Annotated in this window: 14 protein-coding genes; 10 read left to right on the top strand and 4 right to left on the bottom strand. The window is 54.7% G+C overall.

Annotated features, from left to right (window positions below):
* Positions 1–9 precede the first annotated feature (9 nt).
* From Y71_RS26040 to Y71_RS26025, 5 genes are all read left to right on the top strand, one after another.
* Positions 10–1,560 (top strand): hypothetical protein, encoded by a 1,551-nt coding sequence (locus Y71_RS26040; RefSeq protein ID WP_007372453.1) that lies wholly within the window; start codon positions 10–12, stop codon positions 1,558–1,560.
* Positions 1,557–1,685 (top strand): hypothetical protein, encoded by a 129-nt coding sequence (locus Y71_RS30930; RefSeq protein WP_007372454.1) that lies wholly within the window; start codon positions 1,557–1,559, stop codon positions 1,683–1,685. Before Y71_RS26040 ends, Y71_RS30930 begins: the two co-directional genes overlap by 4 nt.
* Before the next feature lie 9 nt (positions 1,686–1,694).
* On the top strand, positions 1,695–5,756 hold the full coding sequence (locus tag Y71_RS26035) for an RHS repeat-associated core domain-containing protein (RefSeq protein WP_007372455.1): 4,062 nt from the start codon (positions 1,695–1,697) through the stop codon (positions 5,754–5,756).
* 2 nt (positions 5,757–5,758) lie between these two features.
* The gene (locus Y71_RS30855) at positions 5,759–6,190 is read left to right on the top strand and encodes a hypothetical protein (RefSeq protein ID WP_007372456.1); all 432 of its coding nucleotides are present in this window, start codon (positions 5,759–5,761) and stop codon (positions 6,188–6,190) included.
* A gap of 260 nt (positions 6,191–6,450) precedes the next feature.
* Positions 6,451–8,313 carry a fibronectin type III domain-containing protein gene (locus tag Y71_RS26025; RefSeq protein WP_007372457.1) on the top strand — a complete coding sequence of 621 codons (1,863 nt, stop codon included), beginning with the start codon at positions 6,451–6,453 and terminating at the stop codon, positions 8,311–8,313.
* A gap of 37 nt (positions 8,314–8,350) precedes the next feature.
* On the opposite strand, the gene Y71_RS26020 is transcribed toward Y71_RS26025, so the two are convergent.
* Genes Y71_RS26020 through Y71_RS26010 form a run of 3 tightly spaced genes read right to left on the bottom strand, consistent with a single transcriptional unit; the run spans position 8,351 to position 10,906 of the window.
* On the bottom strand, positions 8,351–9,118 hold the full coding sequence (locus tag Y71_RS26020) for an inositol monophosphatase family protein (protein ID WP_007372458.1): 768 nt from the start codon (positions 9,116–9,118) through the stop codon (positions 8,351–8,353).
* A 10-nt stretch (positions 9,119–9,128) separates the two neighbouring features.
* Complete coding sequence (locus Y71_RS26015; RefSeq protein WP_007372459.1) at positions 9,129–10,151, bottom strand: LacI family DNA-binding transcriptional regulator; 1,023 nt, start codon at positions 10,149–10,151, stop codon at positions 9,129–9,131.
* A complete protein-coding gene (locus tag Y71_RS26010; protein ID WP_007372460.1) occupies positions 10,148–10,906 on the bottom strand; it encodes an MBL fold metallo-hydrolase in 759 nt (252 codons plus the stop codon). The genes Y71_RS26015 and Y71_RS26010 overlap by 4 nt, the downstream gene beginning before the upstream one ends.
* Before the next feature lie 153 nt (positions 10,907–11,059).
* On the opposite strand from Y71_RS26010, the gene Y71_RS26005 reads away from it, so the two are divergent.
* From Y71_RS26005 to Y71_RS25990, 4 genes are all read left to right on the top strand, one after another.
* Positions 11,060–12,046, top strand: a complete 987-nt coding sequence (locus Y71_RS26005; RefSeq protein ID WP_007372461.1) for an ABC transporter ATP-binding protein — start codon at positions 11,060–11,062, stop codon at positions 12,044–12,046.
* A 34-nt stretch (positions 12,047–12,080) separates the two neighbouring features.
* Positions 12,081–13,226, top strand: coding sequence for an ABC transporter substrate-binding protein (locus Y71_RS26000; RefSeq protein WP_035886891.1), 1,146 nt, complete (start codon positions 12,081–12,083; stop codon positions 13,224–13,226).
* A 65-nt stretch (positions 13,227–13,291) separates the two neighbouring features.
* Positions 13,292–14,125, top strand: coding sequence for an ABC transporter permease (locus Y71_RS25995; RefSeq protein WP_035942758.1), 834 nt, complete (start codon positions 13,292–13,294; stop codon positions 14,123–14,125).
* On the top strand, positions 14,122–14,943 hold the full coding sequence (locus Y71_RS25990; protein ID WP_007372464.1) for an ABC transporter permease: 822 nt from the start codon (positions 14,122–14,124) through the stop codon (positions 14,941–14,943). The genes Y71_RS25995 and Y71_RS25990 overlap by 4 nt, the downstream gene beginning before the upstream one ends.
* Positions 14,944–15,285: 342 nt before the next feature.
* Here the strand turns inward: Y71_RS25990 and Y71_RS25985 are convergent, their stop codons facing one another.
* Positions 15,286–15,567: a YjcB family protein gene (locus Y71_RS25985; RefSeq protein ID WP_007372465.1), complete on the bottom strand. Its 282-nt coding sequence runs from the start codon at positions 15,565–15,567 to the stop codon at positions 15,286–15,288.
* Positions 15,568–16,095: 528 nt separating this feature from the next.
* Between Y71_RS25985 and Y71_RS25980 the strand changes: the two genes are divergently transcribed.
* Positions 16,096–17,502 (top strand): GGDEF domain-containing protein, encoded by a 1,407-nt coding sequence (locus Y71_RS25980; RefSeq protein ID WP_035887087.1) that lies wholly within the window; start codon positions 16,096–16,098, stop codon positions 17,500–17,502.
* Positions 17,503–17,756 lie beyond the last annotated feature (254 nt).

The following is a 17,756-nucleotide window of genomic DNA, read 5'->3' as shown; positions in this document are numbered from 1 at the left end:
GGGGATGCCATGAACGCCAGCAAAAACCCCAGTGAAAAGTTGATGAGCGAGCTGGAATTAAGCTGGCTGGATGCCAGCGAAGATACCGCCGCACGACTGTTTATCTGGCGTGTTCCGGCAAATGGCGAATCGCTGCTGGATGCTTTTTTCGCGCTGCAACAGCATCCGCAGGGGCGCTCATTGCCCGATCTATTCCTCAGCTTTAACACGCCTTTTGAAACCGGATACAGCTACAGCGAGGCGCTGGGCCGCGAATTCGTTGAGCAGTATGAAGCGACGCCCGATGCCGCTTTCTGGGATGCCGAACCCTGGTTACCCTGCTACAGCGCCGGGCAGTTACGCAGCCTGTTGCAGAACTTCGCCGAACAGTTTACCGACGATCTGCGTTATCTGGTGCTGGTGCTGAAACCTTCCGCTGTCAGCGATGAGAGCGCGATGCTGCGCTGGCTCCATCTCTGGCTGGAACAGGGCGCTGACGCGCCGCGCCTGTTATTGATCGACACCGTTGAACAGCCGATCTGGCAGTCGCTGTATACCGCGAATTCGCGCCATGTCCGGCTGATTGAGGATCGGATTGATGGCATGAAGGTCATGCACCAGACCGCGCAGCTGCAGACCGACGCCGATGCCGACCGTTTGCTGTTCCGCCGTTATCTGGCCGATGCCATGTTGCTGCTGGAAAAAGGCAGCGCCGCGCAGGTAGCGGCGCGCGGCAGCCTGGCGCTGGCCATTGCGCAACGTCGCGGCTGGGCGGATCAGCAGGCGATGATGCATAACCTGATCGCGGGCGGCTGGCTCAAAGGCCGCGATCACGCGCAGGCGGTGGAACATTACCGCCAGGCGCAAAGCATCTCCGGCGAGGTGCCCGATCAGGCGGTAAAAGGGCAGTTGCGCACGCAAAGCACCTTTGGCGAGGCGGGCGCCTGGTTCTCCAGTAAAGACTATCTTCAGGCGGCGAAAATCTATCGTCAGGCAGCGATTGAGGCGCAGGCCATCCCGCATCCGCTCTTTGCGATGGAGGGCTGGCGGATGTGCGGTTTTTGCCTCTGGCTGTGCGGGCATCGCCCGGCGGCAATGGAAGAGTACGCCCGCGCCATCCAGGCGGCGGAACCTGTCCCGATCACGGAACGCGGGCAGACCACCTTGCCGCTGGTGTTCCAGGATTTGCTGCGTATGCATGACAAGCGGCGAACCGAAGCCCTGGAAGCCTGCGCCACGCGTTGGCAGGCGGAAAAACAGAAACTTATTGCGCAGGTGGAAGCGCAACTGCCGTCCGCGCCAGCAGTGGAACAGGTTCGGCAGGCCGACAGCCGTTTGCAATTACAACTTGAAGCGACCTTTACGCTGATCCGTGAAGAGCGTGAAAACCTGATCCGCCGCGGCGATGAGAGCTTTCGCCGCGTTATCCGGCTGGCGCGTGAGAAACTGCATCCGCATTGGAACGGCCTGCCGGAAATCGCCCATCCTTTTGATGCGCCGCCCGGCGAGTGGCAACGCCTTCCCGCGTGGGGAGAGAGCGACGCATCGTTAACTGATACTGCAGGAAGCAACCCGCTATGAAAAATCGCATCATCATTATTGTGGTCGTCACCGTGCTGGCGCTGCTCTTTTTAAGCCTTTCTGAGAGCGACCTGGCGACCGAAGTTCGTACTTTCCTGCGCGCGCTGTTGCGTGCCATGTTCTGAGGTTAAGCGATGCACTCCGGCGCGCACTTCGATCCACAGCTCGGGCTGGATATTCATACCTACCCGTGGCCGCTGCCAACGCCGCACATCGGCATCGTTTTTGATGTCTTCGACTATCTGCCGCTGATTGGCACCACGGTTCACGTTAACAGCATCAAACGCGCCAGTGCCGGAACGGGCGGGATGGCGGTGCATATTCCGGTGGGCGGCGCGTGGATCCCGCCGCTGCGCGCGCCGGGCGGCCCGCAGATTGAAGATGAGCTGTTTATGGGCAGCAAAACCGTTTCGGTGGATGGCGAGCCGTTTTCCCGCATTGGCATGCCGGTGCTGAGCTGCAACATTATTGGCCTGATCCCGCCGTTTCGCCTCAAACGCGCTACCAAACCGAAACCGCTTTCGCTGACGCTGCCGCTAACGTTTAACCTCGCGCTGCCCAACAATGTGATTGTCGGCGGGCCGCCCACCATCAACCTGATGGCGCTGCTGATGCGCGCCGGGTTAAGCGGCCTGGGAAAAGGGTTTAAAAAACTGAAAAAAACGCCGCAGTGGCGGCTGTTTATGCGCCGTTTCCGCAAGCTGCGGCAAAAACTGTTTCGCAATATGGACCCCGGCTTCCTGAAATGCCGGGTGCTGCGCGCGGAGCCGGTGGATATCCGCGACGGCAGTGTCAGCCTGGAGCAAATGGATTTTCTGCTGCCGGGCAGGTTGCCGCTGGAGTGGACGCGCAGCTATACCTCGTCCGACACGGAAATCGCAGGGATGTGTGGTTACGGCTGGTCCACCCCGGCGGATACCCGCCTTGAGGTGCTCGCCGATGAAGGCGTTGCCCTGCTGACGCAGGCGGAAGGGATGACGCTGTTTGCCGCGCTGCCGCAGGCCGATGGCCGCGAACAGGCGATTACCGGCCTGCCGGACGGGAGCCGCCTGTGGCGCGAAACGCGCGATGGTGAAGTGTGGTGGCGAATCGAGCAGGAGAGCGGCCCGGAGCTGCATTTCAGCGGTAAACAGGGCGTGTTGCCGGTACGCAGGCTGGCGGATCGTAACGGTAATGGCTGGGCGTTTGACTGGAACGGCGATGAATTGCAGTCCATTCGCGAGTTCAGCCACGCGGGAGCGACCGGGCGTGAAATCCTCGTCACCTGGCAAAACGATCGGCTACTGGCGCTGCGTTTGCGCAATACGCTGGATGGCGAGATAACTCCGCTTACGCGCTATGAATATGATGCGGATAACCAGCTTAGCGCCGAAATTGATGCGCTGTCGCACCCGCGCCACTTCTTCTGGCAGCAGCGCTATCTGATAAGCCATGTGGATCGCAACGGCCAGGAGTTCCATTACCAGTACGATGATGCCTGGCGGGTGATTCATGCCTGGGGCGATGGCGGTGTTTGGGATTATCGCTTTGCCTGGCACGAACTGCTTAATGAAGTGGAAATAAGCGATTCGGCGGGCAATATCTCGCGCATTACCTTTGATGAAAACGGTTTGCCGATCGCGGAAATCGATCCCACCGGCGGCAATACGCTGTTTCGCTATGACGATTTTGGCCGCACGGCGGAGTTGGTGGAGCCGGATGGCAGCACCTGGCGCTGGGAGTATGACGAGCGCGGGCAGATGGTTGCCGAACACCTGCCTGATGGCAGCGTCGTACAGGCGAGCTATGACGACTGGGGCGATCTGATTGCGGTAACGGATGAGCAGGGAGCCAACTGGCGCACGCAGTTCGATAGCTGCGGTAATCTGGTGGCAGAAATTGACCCAACGGGCGTCACATCGCGTTATCACTATGATGCGTTCGGCCAACTGACCGCCGCCGAGATTCCTGGCTCTCCGCCAACCCATTATCACTATGACCGATTTGGTTTTTTAAGCGCTGAGCACGTTGCTGGCGGCGGCGTGACTCGCTTTCGCTACTCGGTGCGCGGTACGTTGCAGGAGCGCATTGATGCCGATGGCGGTGTCACCCGTTTCCACTGGGATATGAAAGACCGGCTGGTCGCTACGGTTGATCCGGCGGGAGGCGAAGTGCGCGTCAGCTATGACCGGGAAGACGAGCCGCTGCAATTTACCGACGAGCAGGGGCGCATAACGCGGTTTCGCTATACCGGCACCGGAATGCTTGCTTCCTGCGAAACGCCGGACGGCGCAACGCTGGGCTATCAGTACGACGCTGAAGATCGCCTGCTGGCGGTGATCAACCAGAACGGGCAGCGCTGGCAGTTCACCCGCGATGCGCTGGGCCGGGTCACGGCGGAGAGCGATTACTGGGGGCAGATAACGCGCTATGGCTGGGATAAAGCCAGCCGCTTGATTCACCGCGAAGATCCGCTCGGGCGTGAAGTTCGTTACGGCTACGACCGTGCCGGGAGGCTTTGCGAGCGGCGCAGCGGCGACACGTTACAGGCGACGTTTCATTACGATCCCTGCGGGCGCATGGTGCTGTGCGAAAACCCGTGGCGGCGGTTGGTCTGGCGTTATGACCGCGCCGGGCGATTACTGTGCGAGGAGCAGGACGGCTTCCAGTTGCGTTACGGCTATGACCAACGCGGGCTGCTGATCTCGCGCGAGAGCGACGGCGGCCACCGGGTACGTTATGGCATGGATGAGCATGACAGGCTGAGCGAGGTGCAACTGAACGACGATGCGCCAATACGTTTCACTTACGATGCTTGTGGGCGCAGAGCCAGCGAGCAGCTCTCTGACGACGTTGAGCGCTGTTATCGCTACGATCGCCTTGGCCGCTTAACGTCGCAGCAGGTGCTGCAAAACGATTTACCGCTGTTCGCCAGCGGTTTTGCTTACGATCGCACAGGCAACCTGACGCTGCGTGAAGACAGCCAGTGGGGCAGCGATCGGTATGCCTACGATCCAGTAGGACGTCTGGCGGCGCATACCGCACCGGACGGTGTGCTGCGCCAGTTTATCCATGACGCAGCGGGTAACGCGTTGCAGACGCAGATCCGCGATGTGAACGACAGCGCAGGCGGCTGGTTCCGCGAAGGCCTCCACCAGGGGACGCGCTATGTGTTTGACCGCGCTGGCGAACTGCGCCAGCGCCGTAGTGTGCAGCATGAGGGCGAAAAAGAGGACTTCAGCTGGGATGAAAACCGCCAGTTGATCGCCGTACGTAAGGGTAACGAGCAGGTGCGTTATGGTTATGACGGCCTGGGACGGCGTGTTTTCAAACAAACCGCCAGTGAAACGCGCTGGTTCTACTGGCAGGAGGATGCGCTGGCGGGCGAGACAGTCACCGCCACCCCGCAGCCGCTGGCGGCGCTGAGCATCTTCGATACCGGCGGGCGACTGAAGCGGCAAAAAGCGCAGGCGCAACTGTTCAGCAACCTGCGCGAGTACATCTACTACCCTGGCGGTTTCCGGCCGCTGGCGCTATTAACGCAGGAAAACGGGCAGAAGCAGAGCTGGCACTATCACTGCGATCCGAACGGTGCGCCGGTGCGCCTGACCTCGCCCGGCGGGGAGGTTGTCTGGTCGGAAAGAAGCGGCGCATGGGGCGAAAAAGGCGAGGTTTATGCCAGCCGCATCGATAACCCGCTGCGTTTCCAGGGGCACTATTTTGATGGCGAAACCGGTCTGCATTACAACCGCTATCGCTATTACGATCCGGCGATTGCTGCCTATATTAGCCAGGATCCGCTTGGGCTTGCCGGAGGACTCAATGTCTATGACTATGTGATTGCCCCGCAGACGTGGATCGATCCTCTCGGCTTAAAATGCTGGAATACCGCGCGGCGCGATTACTGGAAAGCTGAAGCCAAAGCCGCGCCGAAAGGCATGTACTCTTCAGTGAATATGTTGCGTATGCGATTGGGGTTAGCGCCGCGCATTCGGGTGGAGGAGTACCACTTTAAGACCCGGCGTATCAGAACACGGAATGTGTCGCTGGAACTGAACCACCGCATCTGGCCGCAGCGGTCGGGCAAAAACGTCGATCTTCCCTATAACCTGGAGAAGGTGACGCCCTGGGAGCATGCCGCGAAGGATCCTTACAGGCATACTGGCTCCCGATTGATTAAAATTGTTCAGGATGTTGGCAACTATACGGGACGCTAAATATGACACTTAACGAATTCATGCACACTGAAAGCTACGCGAACTATCTGGATGCGCTGGATCTGGCGCTGCCGGAAAAAATTGACCGCGTGACGCCGGTTCATGATTTTATTATTGAGGTGGATAATGAATCTTTACAGCATGCCGCTGTTAGCTTTGATGAACTGGATGCATTAATAAAAAATGATCGTGAAAAAACAATTGCCTGGATCGTTAAGAAGAATGAAAAATATTTAGAAACCGGCGGCGAAGATAACATTGTCAATAAAGCGCCGCAGATTAATTTCCCGATTGGCCATTTGATTGAGTATCGCCTGCTCGAACGGAACCCCGAGGGTCTGGTTGATTACATTAAAGCGATAGGTATTCCAGGCGCGAAGAAATATGCAAAAGAGCTCAGTACGCTCTACGCAGAAATACAGGAAAGTAAATAATATTTCTCCGCTCAATATTTTTTTTGTGTCTGGCCTGATATTTTTTTAATATCGGGCCGCTGCTATTATAGTGTTTCTCTGTTATGAATTAATCACTGAATATCCGCGTAGAGAATTCTCAACCGAAAGGGAAAGATCCCGCATTGCGAATATCCGTTTCCTATAATTAAAAGTCCGAAATAAAATGTAATATGTCGGCGTTGTTTAGAGGTACGTTAACCAGTAGCAAAAAACTGATTATTAATAGATGAGGAATTAGAATGAAAGGGATTTTTAAGCGCAATCGAATTTGTGCTGGCCTTGCATTAGCTGGCATGGTTGGTTTTAGTGGTCACCTTTTTGCTGCAACGGATTATGCGGATACAATGCCTTCTATCGAAGGTAAAAAAGTGCTGGTTGGTTACTGGCACAACTGGGATCAGGGTTTCTCTGGCGATTACGCTCAGGGCTACCCGTTAAAAATGGCGCTGAAAGATACGCCGAAAGAGTATAACGTCGTGATGGCGGCCTTTATGAAATCCACTGGCGGTGCTGCGATGCCGACCTTCGTTCCTTATTACGGCACCGATCAGAGCTTCCGCGAGGAAATTGCCGCGCTGAACGAACGTGGTCAGGCGGTTCTGCTGTCGCTGGGCGGCGCAGATGCCCATATTGAACTGCATGAAGCCAATGGCGACACCGAAAATCTGGCTAATGAAATTATTCGTCTGGTCGACGTTTATGGCTTCGATGGTCTGGATCTGGACCTTGAGCAGAGCGCCATTAAACTGGCGGATAACGAAACCGTTATTCCTGCTGCGCTGAAAAAAGTTCGCGAACATTATGAACAGCAGGGCAAGCACTTTATTATCAGTATGGCGCCGGAAATTCCGTATCTGACCAAAGCTAACCCGCAGTATCAAAATTATATTGAACGTCTCGATGAATATTATGACTTCATCGCGCCGCAATATTACAACCAGGGCGCATTCGGCATTGGTTTCCAGCCAGACGATACCAGCACCGATGGCTGGTGGGTAAACTATGCGCAGAATGACGACGCTAAAAAATATGAATTCCTTTACCACTTCAGTAAAGAAATTATCACCAATAAACATGGTTTGTCCGCAGTTAAAATTCCGTCCAGCAAACTGGTTATTGGCCTGCCAAGTAATACTTCTGCTGCGGCAACCGGTTTTGTAAAAACGCCGGAAGATGTTTATCGCGTATTCGCGGATATGGAAAAAGAAGGTCTGCCGTTAAGAGGCTTGATGACCTGGTCTATCAACTGGGACGAAGGCGATAACGTTAATCACCAATCCTTTAACGGCCAGTTCCGTAAAGCGTATACCAACCTGATCCATGATGGCGGCGAAATGCCGGCACCGGAAGAAGATACGACAGCACCGAGCGTACCGTCTGACGTACAGGGCACCAGCACGGCGACTTCTGTTCAACTGAACTGGAAAGCCTCTACCGATGACACCGGCGTTCATCACTACAGCGTATTCCGTAACCAGCAGAAAGTGGCTGACGTCAACACCACCACCTTTGTGGACAACAATCTGCAAGCGGAAACGGAATACCAGTACACCATCGTGGCTGTCGATGCGGCAAACAACGCTTCTGCCGCCAGCGCAGTTTTCAAAGTGAAAACGCAGGCTGCACCGGCTGTTGATACCGAAGCGCCGTCCATCCCGACCAGCATGGGTACTGTTGAAGTCACTGACTCTACCATCGCTCTGCAATGGAAAGCGGCAACCGATAACGTCCATGTGACCGGTTACCAGCTGTTCCGTGATGGTAAGCTGATCGCTTCACCGACCACGTCTGCTTATGTGGATAAAGGCCTGCAGCCGGAAACTATCTATCAATATCAGGTGCTCTCTCTTGACGCTGCGGGTAACAAATCCGGGATGTCTGAGAAGCTGGATGTGACCACCAACGAAAAAGTTGAGTCCGCTTACCCGGCTTATCAGGAAAACTTCCCTTATGCCGCGGGTGATATTGTGACCGGTACTGACGGCAACGCTTACCAGTGCAAACCGTGGCCGTACACCAGCTGGTGTTCCGGTGCGGCCTTCGCCTACGCTCCGGGTACCGGTAGCGCCTGGGATATGGCCTGGGATAAAGTTTCCAAATAATGATGTTACGCCCCCGCTTGCCGGGGGCTTTTTCGTTTTAACCGTTGGGCAGCAGAACCGGCTGCAGACGTTTCCACACCGCCGGGCTTGCCGCCCAGGCATTGTTGCCCTGTGTCAGGCCATCACTGGCGAGAAAATCGTTGTGCATGCCTCCCGCTTCCTTAATCAACGCCAGACCGGCCAGCGCATCCCAGCTATGCAGATGGGCTTCAAAATAGCCATGCACCTGGCCTGCTGCGACGTGCGCCAGCATCAGCGCACCTGCGCCAAAACGGCGGTGCTCAATGCCATGTTCAAACAGGGTTTCAATGGTCTGCGTATAGTCGCGCGGCGGAGTACGGCTTGAGCGCCCCAGCCCCAGAACTACCGCTTCCGGCGACGGCTCGCGAATCGTCAATTTCTGCTCGTTTAAGTACGCGCCTTTGCCCGTTTGCGCGAAGAAGAACTCGTTGCGATCGGGGGCATAAATGATGCCCAGCTCGATGTTGTGCGCGCGAACATAGGCGACGGAGATGCACCAGTAATCCATGCCGAGGATAAAGTTGGTGGTACCGTCAATCGGATCGATAACCCAGATGCCGTCGCTTCCCGGCTCCAGCCCGCGTTCTTCGCCGAGCAGGCCATCCTGCGGGCGCTGCGTTTTCAACCAGGCGCGCAGCTCGTTTTCCACATACACATCCGCCTGGGAGACAAAATCCTGGCGGCCTTTCTGCTCAATCGTTAGCCCGTTATCGCGAAGTTGCTTCGCTTGCTGGCCGAGACGACGAATCAACGCGCAGAGCGCGTGGGTAAACTCTTCTGTCATAGCGGAACTCTTAGCCAATGCGTGGCGATGTTTGTCGGTGAATCAATTCCACCTTAACCCACTCAACGCGGGAAGGCTGTAAGGGATTTTTGGCCCGCTCCAGCAGGCGCGTTAACGCCCGGCGCGAGATCTCCGCCACATCCTGATGCAGCGTAGTGAGCTGGTAGCTGAACTGGCCGCTTTGCGGCGTATTATCAAAGCCTATCAAATGGAAGTCGTGCGGCGCGAACTTACCGCGCTGGCGCATGCCGTCGAGAAAACCGCAGGCCAGCTGCGCATTGGCGCAGAAGATCCCTTCCGGTAATTCGTCTTCATCATTGAGCGCAGCCTGCCATCCGCCGTCGTAACCCTCTTCGCTGGCGCTTATCCAGCGCAGATGCCGCTGTGTATCAACGCCGAGTTGTTGCAGCGCCTGATCAAAGGCCTCGCCGCGCATCACGCCCGCCCACGTGGAGCCACGGTTGATCAGCCAGCCGAAACGGCGACAACCTGCCTGAACCAACTGTTCGGCGGCCAGTTGCGCGCCGCGCTGGTTATCCGAGCAGACAAAATCGACAAACGGAATATCGGGATGGCGATTGATGCCGACCACCGGAATTTGCTGGCTGACGCACTCGTTGACAATAGCTTCCGGCGGTTTGCCGGAGGTAACAATCACGCCGGAGACGCGAAACTGAGTGAAACGACGCAGCGTGGTGACCAGATCCTGCTCGCCGGTAATTTCGGTGACCAGCGCCTGGTAGCCACGCCGCTGGATCTCGTGCAGTAACCCCTCCAGCAGGCTGCTGCGAAACGGATCGCCAATGCGCGCCACAATCACGCCAATCAGATGGCTGCGCTGGCGGTTCAGCCCCTGCGCGAGAAAATTGACCTGATAACCCAGCTCCTGCGCGGCACGCAATACTTTCTCTTTGGTTGCCGGGGAGATGCTGCCGTTGCTGCTTAATGCGCGCGATACCACCGCGCGGGAGACACCCGCCCGTTTCGCCACGTCTTCCGCCGTAACGGCCTGTTTGCGGATTGCCTGACTCAAATGCTCCCCTCCGCGCGGCGCGTAATCTCAATGCGCATGCCATCTTCGCTGACAAACAGCCCCTGATGCGTAAGGCAGGCCTGCGCCAGCGCCGGGCGCGCGGCGTCATTGCAGTGATACAGCCCCAGCGTCGGTAAACGCAGTTGGGTAAACAGCGCCTGGCAGCCGGGAAAATCGCCGTGTGAGGCGTCGCTGGCCAGCGGCGTCATGGAGGCGCACTCCTGAAACGCCAGATCCGCGTGGTGCATCAACGCGATACTCTCCGGCGTCGGGCGTCCGTCGCCGCTGTAGAACAGCGCCACGCCGTCTGCTTCAATGCGCACCGCAAGATTGGGAATTTCATGATGCGTGAACGCCGTACTCACGTGCCAGCTGTGCCAGCGCCACTGCGGTTCGCTGTCGCGCCAGTCGATGTCGAAACAGAGCGTGGTATCCGGCCAGTTGGCAAGGCTTGCCAACTGCATCAGTACCGGACGCTGTTCGCGCTGCGACCAGATAACCAGCGGTTTGCTGCGCTGAAAGCTTTTCCAGTAATTCAGCAGCGCCGTCAGCCCGGTGCAGTGATCCGGGTGAACATGGGTGAAGTAAATCGCGTCGATAGCATTCACATCAAGGCCACGCTGCCACAGCGCGCGGGGGATCGTGGGGCCGCAATCAATCAACCACTGTCGGTTTTCACGGTCGATCACGCGCAGTGCGGAGGTATTTTGTTGCAGCGAGAAGGCGCTGCCGCAACCCAGAACATCTATTTCCATTTCGCTCCACCAAAATTATCGCGGACTTAATCAAACTGTCACAAATAGACGACAAAGTAGGCTCACATAATGTCGCTGCAAGGTTGCATTTTTTTTACAAATAAATGAACACGTGTTCATCGTTGAAAAAGATGTCGAATAAAAGGATCGCCCATGAGTTATTTGCAAATTAATAAGCTGAAGATTGGCTACGGCAATAACATCGTTCTCCACGATATTCATTTAGCGGTGGAAAAGGGCGAGATGATCGCGCTGCTCGGGCCTTCTGGATGCGGAAAAACCACGCTGCTCAATGCGTTATGCGGTTTTGTTCCCGTGCGATCAGGGGCGATTGCCATCAACGGCCGGGATATTACGCACAGCACGCCGGAGCAGCGAAATATCACCATGGTTTTTCAGAGTTATGCGTTGTGGCCGCACTTTACCGTCGCACAAAATATTGGCTATGGCTTAAAAGTGCGTCGCGTGAAAAAAGAAGCGATTCAACAACGGGTGCAGGAATTATTAAAAATCGTCAACCTTGAAGGTTATGCGGATATAAAAGTGACCGCACTTTCCGGCGGCCAGCGTCAGCGCGTGGCGCTGGCACGCGCGCTGGCGATTGAACCGGACGTGCTGGTGCTGGATGAGCCGCTATCTAACCTCGATGCCAAAGTGCGCCTCAATGTGCGCCATGAAATTAAAGCGCTGCAAAAGAAGCTTGGCTTTACCTCGCTTATCGTCACCCACGATCAGCAGGAAGCGCTGGTGATGGCCGATCGCATTGCGGTGCTGAATAACGGGCGTATTGAGCAAATCGGTACGCCGGAAGATATCTACCATCGCCCGGCAACGCCGTTCGTGGCGGATTTTATGGGTGCGGATAACTGCCTGGCAAGCGCCGATGACGGGGGCAAAACCCTCTATTTTCGCAGCGCGGATGTCACCATTCACGCCGCATTGACGCCCCCGGCGCCGCAGGAGTTAGTGCTGGAGGGCGTGATTGAGGAGAGCGCGTTTCTCGGCCACCAGTACCGCCACAGCGTGCGCTGCGATGGACAGCTTTTGCTCGCCGATTCACCGCAGTTCTGGCCGGCGCAAACGCCCGTGGTGCTGCATGTTCCGCAACCGGCGCTGCATCTTTTTGAACAACCTTTGTAATGCCAACCGACACACTTTTTCCTGGGGATACATCATGTCCGTAAAAACGAAACTTGCTGTCACAGCCGCACTCTGTTTGGGGTCTCTGCACGCCGCGAACGCCGAAACGGTTCTCAATGTTGCAACGGCGGGCGACCAAAATATGGTGGATTATGTCAAAACCTGGCTGGGGCCGAAATTTGAAGCCGCGCATCCGGGTGTAAAAGTGCAGGTGATCGGCACCGGGCCGGGCGATGCCGGGTCGAATAAAATCATTGAAAAACTGACGGCGCAGCAGCAGAGCGGCGCGAAAAGCTGGGATATCGACGTTGCCGTGGTGCATCAGAATGCCGGTGGACAACTGGTTGAAAAAGGGTTGCTGGATAAATACCGCCCGGCTGTCAGCACTGGCGCGATGGTGACGGCGGAAAACGCGAAAAACGCACTGGGCGTTAATGTTGATGGCTACGTCATGCCGATGTTCTTAAGCCAGACGGCAATTGCCTATAACAGCGATCTTGTCAAAACGCCGCCGAAATCCTACGACGAACTGGTGCAGTGGTCAGAGAAAAACCCGAAAGCCTTTGGTTATAACGGCATTAAAAACGGTATGTCCGGCGTGAGCTTTGTTGTGGGCTGGATGTATGCCTATGGCACCAGCGCGGATCGCCTTACTGCACAGCCATACGATAAAGGTGTGGAAAAAGAGTGGACCCAGGCTTACGCCAAACTGAAAGAATTCAACAAGAACGTCACTTTTACGCCCGGTAACGCCGGGACGCTGGATATGCTGAGCCGTGGTGAAATCTCCATGGGGCCGGTGTGGGTCGATATGTTCTATAGCTGGAAAGATCAGGGCAAGCTGCCGCCGTCGATCAAACTGGCGTTGATTGCTCCGGGTATGCCAGGACAGCCGATGTACTACGTGGTGCCGGCGCATGCCGCTCAGGCCAAACTGGCGCAGGAATTTATTGCGCTGGCGACCAGCCCGGAAGTGCAGGCGCAGGGGATTGTGAAGCAGTTCAACTGGTATCCAGGGATTGACGCGAAATACGTCAAAGAGAAGCTGGATGACGCCACCTGGCAGAAGCTGTTCGCGGAAATTTCACCGCAAGATTTAGCGAAATACGGCAAAAACTTCCCGATTACCCACTACTTTGACGACATCAAAGAGGGTTACGAGAGCCAGGTTTCGAACTGATGGATGTGGGTGTCCGGACGTTGTTGGTCCGGGCATCTTTTTTACGGCGATAACTCAGGTTTACCATGCGACACGCAATGAAATATTTACTGCTGGTGGCTCCGGCGACGCTGATGATAGCGGTGTTTTTCCTCTGGCCGCTGGGCTTTTCGCTGATCTCCGCCTTTACCCGCGAGACAGGGCAACTGACGCTGGCGCACTTTGATAAAGTGTTGGCGCTTTACTCGAATGACATTCTGTTTACCGTGATTATTGTGCTGACGTCACTGGCGATCCTCGCGCTGCTGTCGATCAGCATTGCGGCGATCATTGTGCTGTCGCCGTTTCGCGGCATCGTCAAAACGCTGGCCTTTTTGTACCGCCTGCCGCTGTTTATTCCCTTTATTGTGACCGCGCAAATGATGCGCACTTTTCTGGCGAAAAACGGCCTGATGAATAATGTGCTGGTCGCCGCCGGGGTGATGACGCCGATGGAAACCACGTCGATGCTCGGCTGGAGCGGTATCATTATTACGTTTGTCTGGAAACAGATGGCTTTCACTACGCTGCTGATTTGCGGCGCGATGTCGGCGGTCGATCCGGCCCATATTCTGGCAGCGAAAAACCTGGGTGCTTCCCGCTTGCGCATTCTGTTCGACATTATTTTGCCGCAGGTGCTGCCGACGATTGGCGTAGCGATGGTGCTGTCGACCGTTACGATGATGTCGGTTCTTTCTGTGCCGCTGATGATCGGCACCGGTACGCCGACGATGATGACGGTGGATATGGCGTTTCGCGTCAACTCTTACGGTGATTACCCGGTCGCCAACGCGATGGGTGTCATTTCGTATCTGATTTGCGCGCTGCTTTCCTGGTTCTATTTACGCCACAGCCTGCAGGCGAAAGGAGCACAGCCATGAATACCTTCCGACAAAAACTGCGCGGCAGTTTTCTGCTGCAAACGCTGCTGCTGACATTTCTGGTGCTGGCGCTGTTCGGCCCGCTGCTGAATCTGCTGATCTGGACGGTGGCGGAGAGCTGGTTCTTTCCGCATACGCTGCCGAGCCAGTGGGGGCTGAAATACTGGAGCCAGGTGTTTAGCCCATATAGTGACGTTTCGGGTTCGCTGTCGGTAAGCGTGTTGATTGCCGTGCTGGCAGTGCTGGTTTGCCTGATCATCTCTGTACCGGCTGGTTATGCGCTTGCCCAGCGCGGTATGCCGTGTCGTGCGTTCTTTATGCTGCTGTTTCTGATCCCGCAGGCGTTTCCCAATCTGACGGTGTATATGAACGTGGCGCGGCTGTTTTATCAGTGGGGACTTAATGGCACGATTGCCGGCGTGGTACTGGTGCACAGCGTGCATGGGCTGATGTATTCCATCTGGATAAGCGTCGCGGCGTTTTCGTCGCTCGATCCGCTGCTGGCGCGCGCATCGCGCAATCTGGGCGCCGGGCCGGTGTATACGTTTTTCCATATTATTCTGCCGCAGGCCGCGCCAGGGCTGATTGCCGCCAGCATCTTTGTGTTTCTGGAATCGCTGGATGAGTTCACCGCCACCTTCTTCGTCGGCGCACCGGATATCACCACGCTGCCTATTTTGCTTTATACCGCCAGTATGTCGGGCAACTACCAGGTGTCGTCGATCACCGCGCTGATCCTGCTGGTGCCGTCGGTGCTGTTTATGCTGGTGATCCACAAGTTTATGCGCCCCGAGATGCTGTCGAAGCTGGGGAAATAAGCGGGCAGGAGACAATAAAAATGACGGGCTCCGTAAGGCAACCTGTCACTTCAGATACCGTCAAAAATAGCGACCATCGCACGGCGAATAACGTCGCGCCGGGCGTTATTTACTGAGGTTTTTTTCCATTCGACGATACAGAACAGCAGCGTGCTGATGGAGAAAGTGATGCCTCAGTAGCGCAGCGGCAGCGGGTTTAATTAGCCCGCATATATTATTTTCTGGATGGAAGATATCATTCCCATGCGAACGAAATCACAAAAGGAAATTTTTTTTCGGCAGGCAGGGGATATTCAGGGCTAAGTGGAGACACAAAAAAAAGCGCCCGCAGGCGCTTTTTTATCAGGTAATGACCATCGGCCAGTCTGGCGGGGCTTTACTTGAGACGTCCGCCATGACCTGCACCACGTTGTGCCAGATGTTGGTGAGATCCATCACTGTAATGCCCAGCAGACCGGTCGCGAACCAGCATGCCGCTGCTAAACCCATGCCGCTGCTGATCACTGCCAGACCGATATAATCAGCCCGACGGAAGCGAATATTCAGCGTGCTGGCCATAAACATCAACACTGCGCTCAATAACTGCCAGCGCAACAGAACTACGCTGGTGGTAAAGGTAGCCATGAAACCATCCTCAGAAAGAATCGAATACCGGGCGGACCAGGCGTTACGCGCGAGTGGCAAAGATGACGCAGAAGTCCGCAGAAGTAGCACAACAATGTGAAACGGGCTGGCCGTTTCAAGAATGTGTGAACTGTATCACATTTGATGATTTATTCACCAGTGGGAAAAGCATTTTTTGCGGGGTATTCCTACTAATTTTGGTGGGTTTGGCCGCGTTTTTTTCACCAGGATATATTGCTTAGCACTTGCGAGAATTAACCCTGGTATTATTCATGTATTAAAGTGATATTTAGCACCCTAATTGCCACAATATTTACAGTCCGCGGAACATATATTATGCTTGTGTGGTTAGCTTTATTTACCTGTTGATGATTATTCAGGCATCTGATCTCTATCGATATATTCTTTCTTGTCACGGTTTATGCGCAGTGCGCGTTTACGTTATGTGACAACTGTGGGCGAGTGTTTTTTCTTCCTGATTAAATCATGGCAGGTCGGTTTGGTGTTAATAACCTGCGAAAAGAAAAAATGAAAACAGAGAATTTAGCCGTTTCTTTAGGAGACGGTGCTGCGGCATTGACGCTTCTGGCGAAGTTGATGCCGTGGCTCGCTGCGCAACGCTCTATGGAAGATATATTGTCGGTCATCAACGCGTCCCTGGGCGCGCATCTTGCCTGGGTGGTGATCGAGCAGGACGACGCATGGCAGATAGCCTGCAGCGGAGAGATGGAGTGTACGATCCGCGATGCGCAGACCCTGCTGGAACAGTTGCAACTGCGCCGTAATCAGCGTGCCTGGCGCGTTATATGCTGGCGACGGCATGTTGGAAAATTATTATTTCCGACACAGTCATTCTCCACCAATAAATTGCAAAGCGGTATATTATGTAAGCTGAATTATAAAGATGCGAGTATCAAAGGTTATTTCTTTTTAGCGTTTGCCTATCCTTTGCCGTCACTGTCAATAATCAAGAACGTGGTTATTATTCTGGTGGAGAAGCTTAAAGATTATATGGAGGAAATTCTTGTCAGAGAACGTGCCGCTAAAGAAATGCAGCGCGTCGTAACACAATATAAAGCACTGTTCGATCGTGCCCCGGTTTTAATGAATTCTTTCGATAAATCGAATCGTTGTATTTTATGGAATGGCGAGTGTGAACGTTTATTTGGCTGGAGCATTAATGAGCTTAATCAGCAGCCCGATCCATTAGCACTCTTTTTCCCCGATCCGGAGATGCGCCAGCAAATTCGCTCTTCGATTAATACTTCGCCCGCCGTCGATATGCATGAGTGGCATCCGATACGGCGCGATGGTCAGATGCTGACCGTGCTTTGGTCAAATATTTTGCTGCCGGATCGCTCGATCCTGAGTATTGGCCTGGATATCACCGAGCGTAAAAAAGTGGAGCGGCAGCTGGAGAAAAAAGCGACGATTGACGATCTGACCGGCTGCTATAATCGTTTTTCTATGCTACGGAAGTTAAAGGAGGCGCTGGTACAGTGCAAACCTGAGGATTCTCGTAGCCATTTCAGTCTGTTAATGCTGGATCTGGATCACTTCAAAAATATCAACGATCGCTGGGGACATCTGACGGGCGACGCAGCGCTGGTGCATTTTTGTGACCAGATTCGTGAGCATAGCGATCCCTCTTATCTCTTTGGCCGTTTGGGGGGTGAGGAATTTCTGATTTTGATGCCGCACATCGATCGTAAAAATGCGCTGCGTTTTAGCCAAAAAATTCGTGCGGCATTAGCCCGTTCACCGTTATTAAGCGGGAGTGAAAAGATCCCATTATCCTTTAGCGCTGGTTTAGTATTCGTGTGCGGTGAGCAGACAGATACTTCAGTTTTACTTACGCTTGCTGACAACGCGCTGTACGATGCAAAACGTAGCGGACGCAGTAAAACAGTGGTCGCCAGCGCTTTTTATAAATAAATACGCAAAGATGAAGGAATGTCATTCATTAGATGAAAAAATACCCGACAGGCCGCACCATTTTTTATCCTACGGTAAGTTTGGCTTAATCAGTGATACTGTGTTGTATTAAGTGAAAACACCCCATAACGAATGGATAAATATTTTCCTTAATATAAACATTGGGCACACTTTGAGTTTACCTTACGGTCGAATATTCTCGTCATAACCAAATATTAGGTTTTTAATGAGAAAAGTCAGTTGCTAATGTCGTG

The organism is Kosakonia radicincitans DSM 16656 (genome assembly GCF_000280495.2).
Lineage (GTDB): Bacteria > Pseudomonadota > Gammaproteobacteria > Enterobacterales > Enterobacteriaceae > Kosakonia > Kosakonia radicincitans.
The sequence above is the reverse complement of the archived record's forward strand: the minus strand, read 5'-3'. Positions and strand labels throughout refer to the sequence as shown.

Coding starts and splice junctions, on each gene's coding strand:
- Y71_RS25990 (WP_007372464.1), top strand. CDS start 14,122: ATGAATACCTTCCGACAAAAACTGCGCGGCAGTTTTCTGCTGCAAACG.
- Y71_RS25985 (WP_007372465.1), bottom strand. CDS start 15,567: ATGGCTACCTTTACCACCAGCGTAGTTCTGTTGCGCTGGCAGTTATTG.
- Y71_RS30930 (WP_007372454.1), top strand. CDS start 1,557: ATGAAAAATCGCATCATCATTATTGTGGTCGTCACCGTGCTGGCGCTG.
- Y71_RS26025 (WP_007372457.1), top strand. CDS start 6,451: ATGAAAGGGATTTTTAAGCGCAATCGAATTTGTGCTGGCCTTGCATTA.
- Y71_RS26010 (WP_007372460.1), bottom strand. CDS start 10,906: ATGGAAATAGATGTTCTGGGTTGCGGCAGCGCCTTCTCGCTGCAACAA.
- Y71_RS26020 (WP_007372458.1), bottom strand. CDS start 9,118: ATGACAGAAGAGTTTACCCACGCGCTCTGCGCGTTGATTCGTCGTCTC.
- Y71_RS25980 (WP_035887087.1), top strand. CDS start 16,096: ATGAAAACAGAGAATTTAGCCGTTTCTTTAGGAGACGGTGCTGCGGCA.
- Y71_RS26000 (WP_035886891.1), top strand. CDS start 12,081: ATGTCCGTAAAAACGAAACTTGCTGTCACAGCCGCACTCTGTTTGGGG.
- Y71_RS26005 (WP_007372461.1), top strand. CDS start 11,060: ATGAGTTATTTGCAAATTAATAAGCTGAAGATTGGCTACGGCAATAAC.
- Y71_RS26035 (WP_007372455.1), top strand. CDS start 1,695: ATGCACTCCGGCGCGCACTTCGATCCACAGCTCGGGCTGGATATTCAT.
- Y71_RS25995 (WP_035942758.1), top strand. CDS start 13,292: ATGCGACACGCAATGAAATATTTACTGCTGGTGGCTCCGGCGACGCTG.
- Y71_RS26040 (WP_007372453.1), top strand. CDS start 10: ATGAACGCCAGCAAAAACCCCAGTGAAAAGTTGATGAGCGAGCTGGAA.
- Y71_RS30855 (WP_007372456.1), top strand. CDS start 5,759: ATGACACTTAACGAATTCATGCACACTGAAAGCTACGCGAACTATCTG.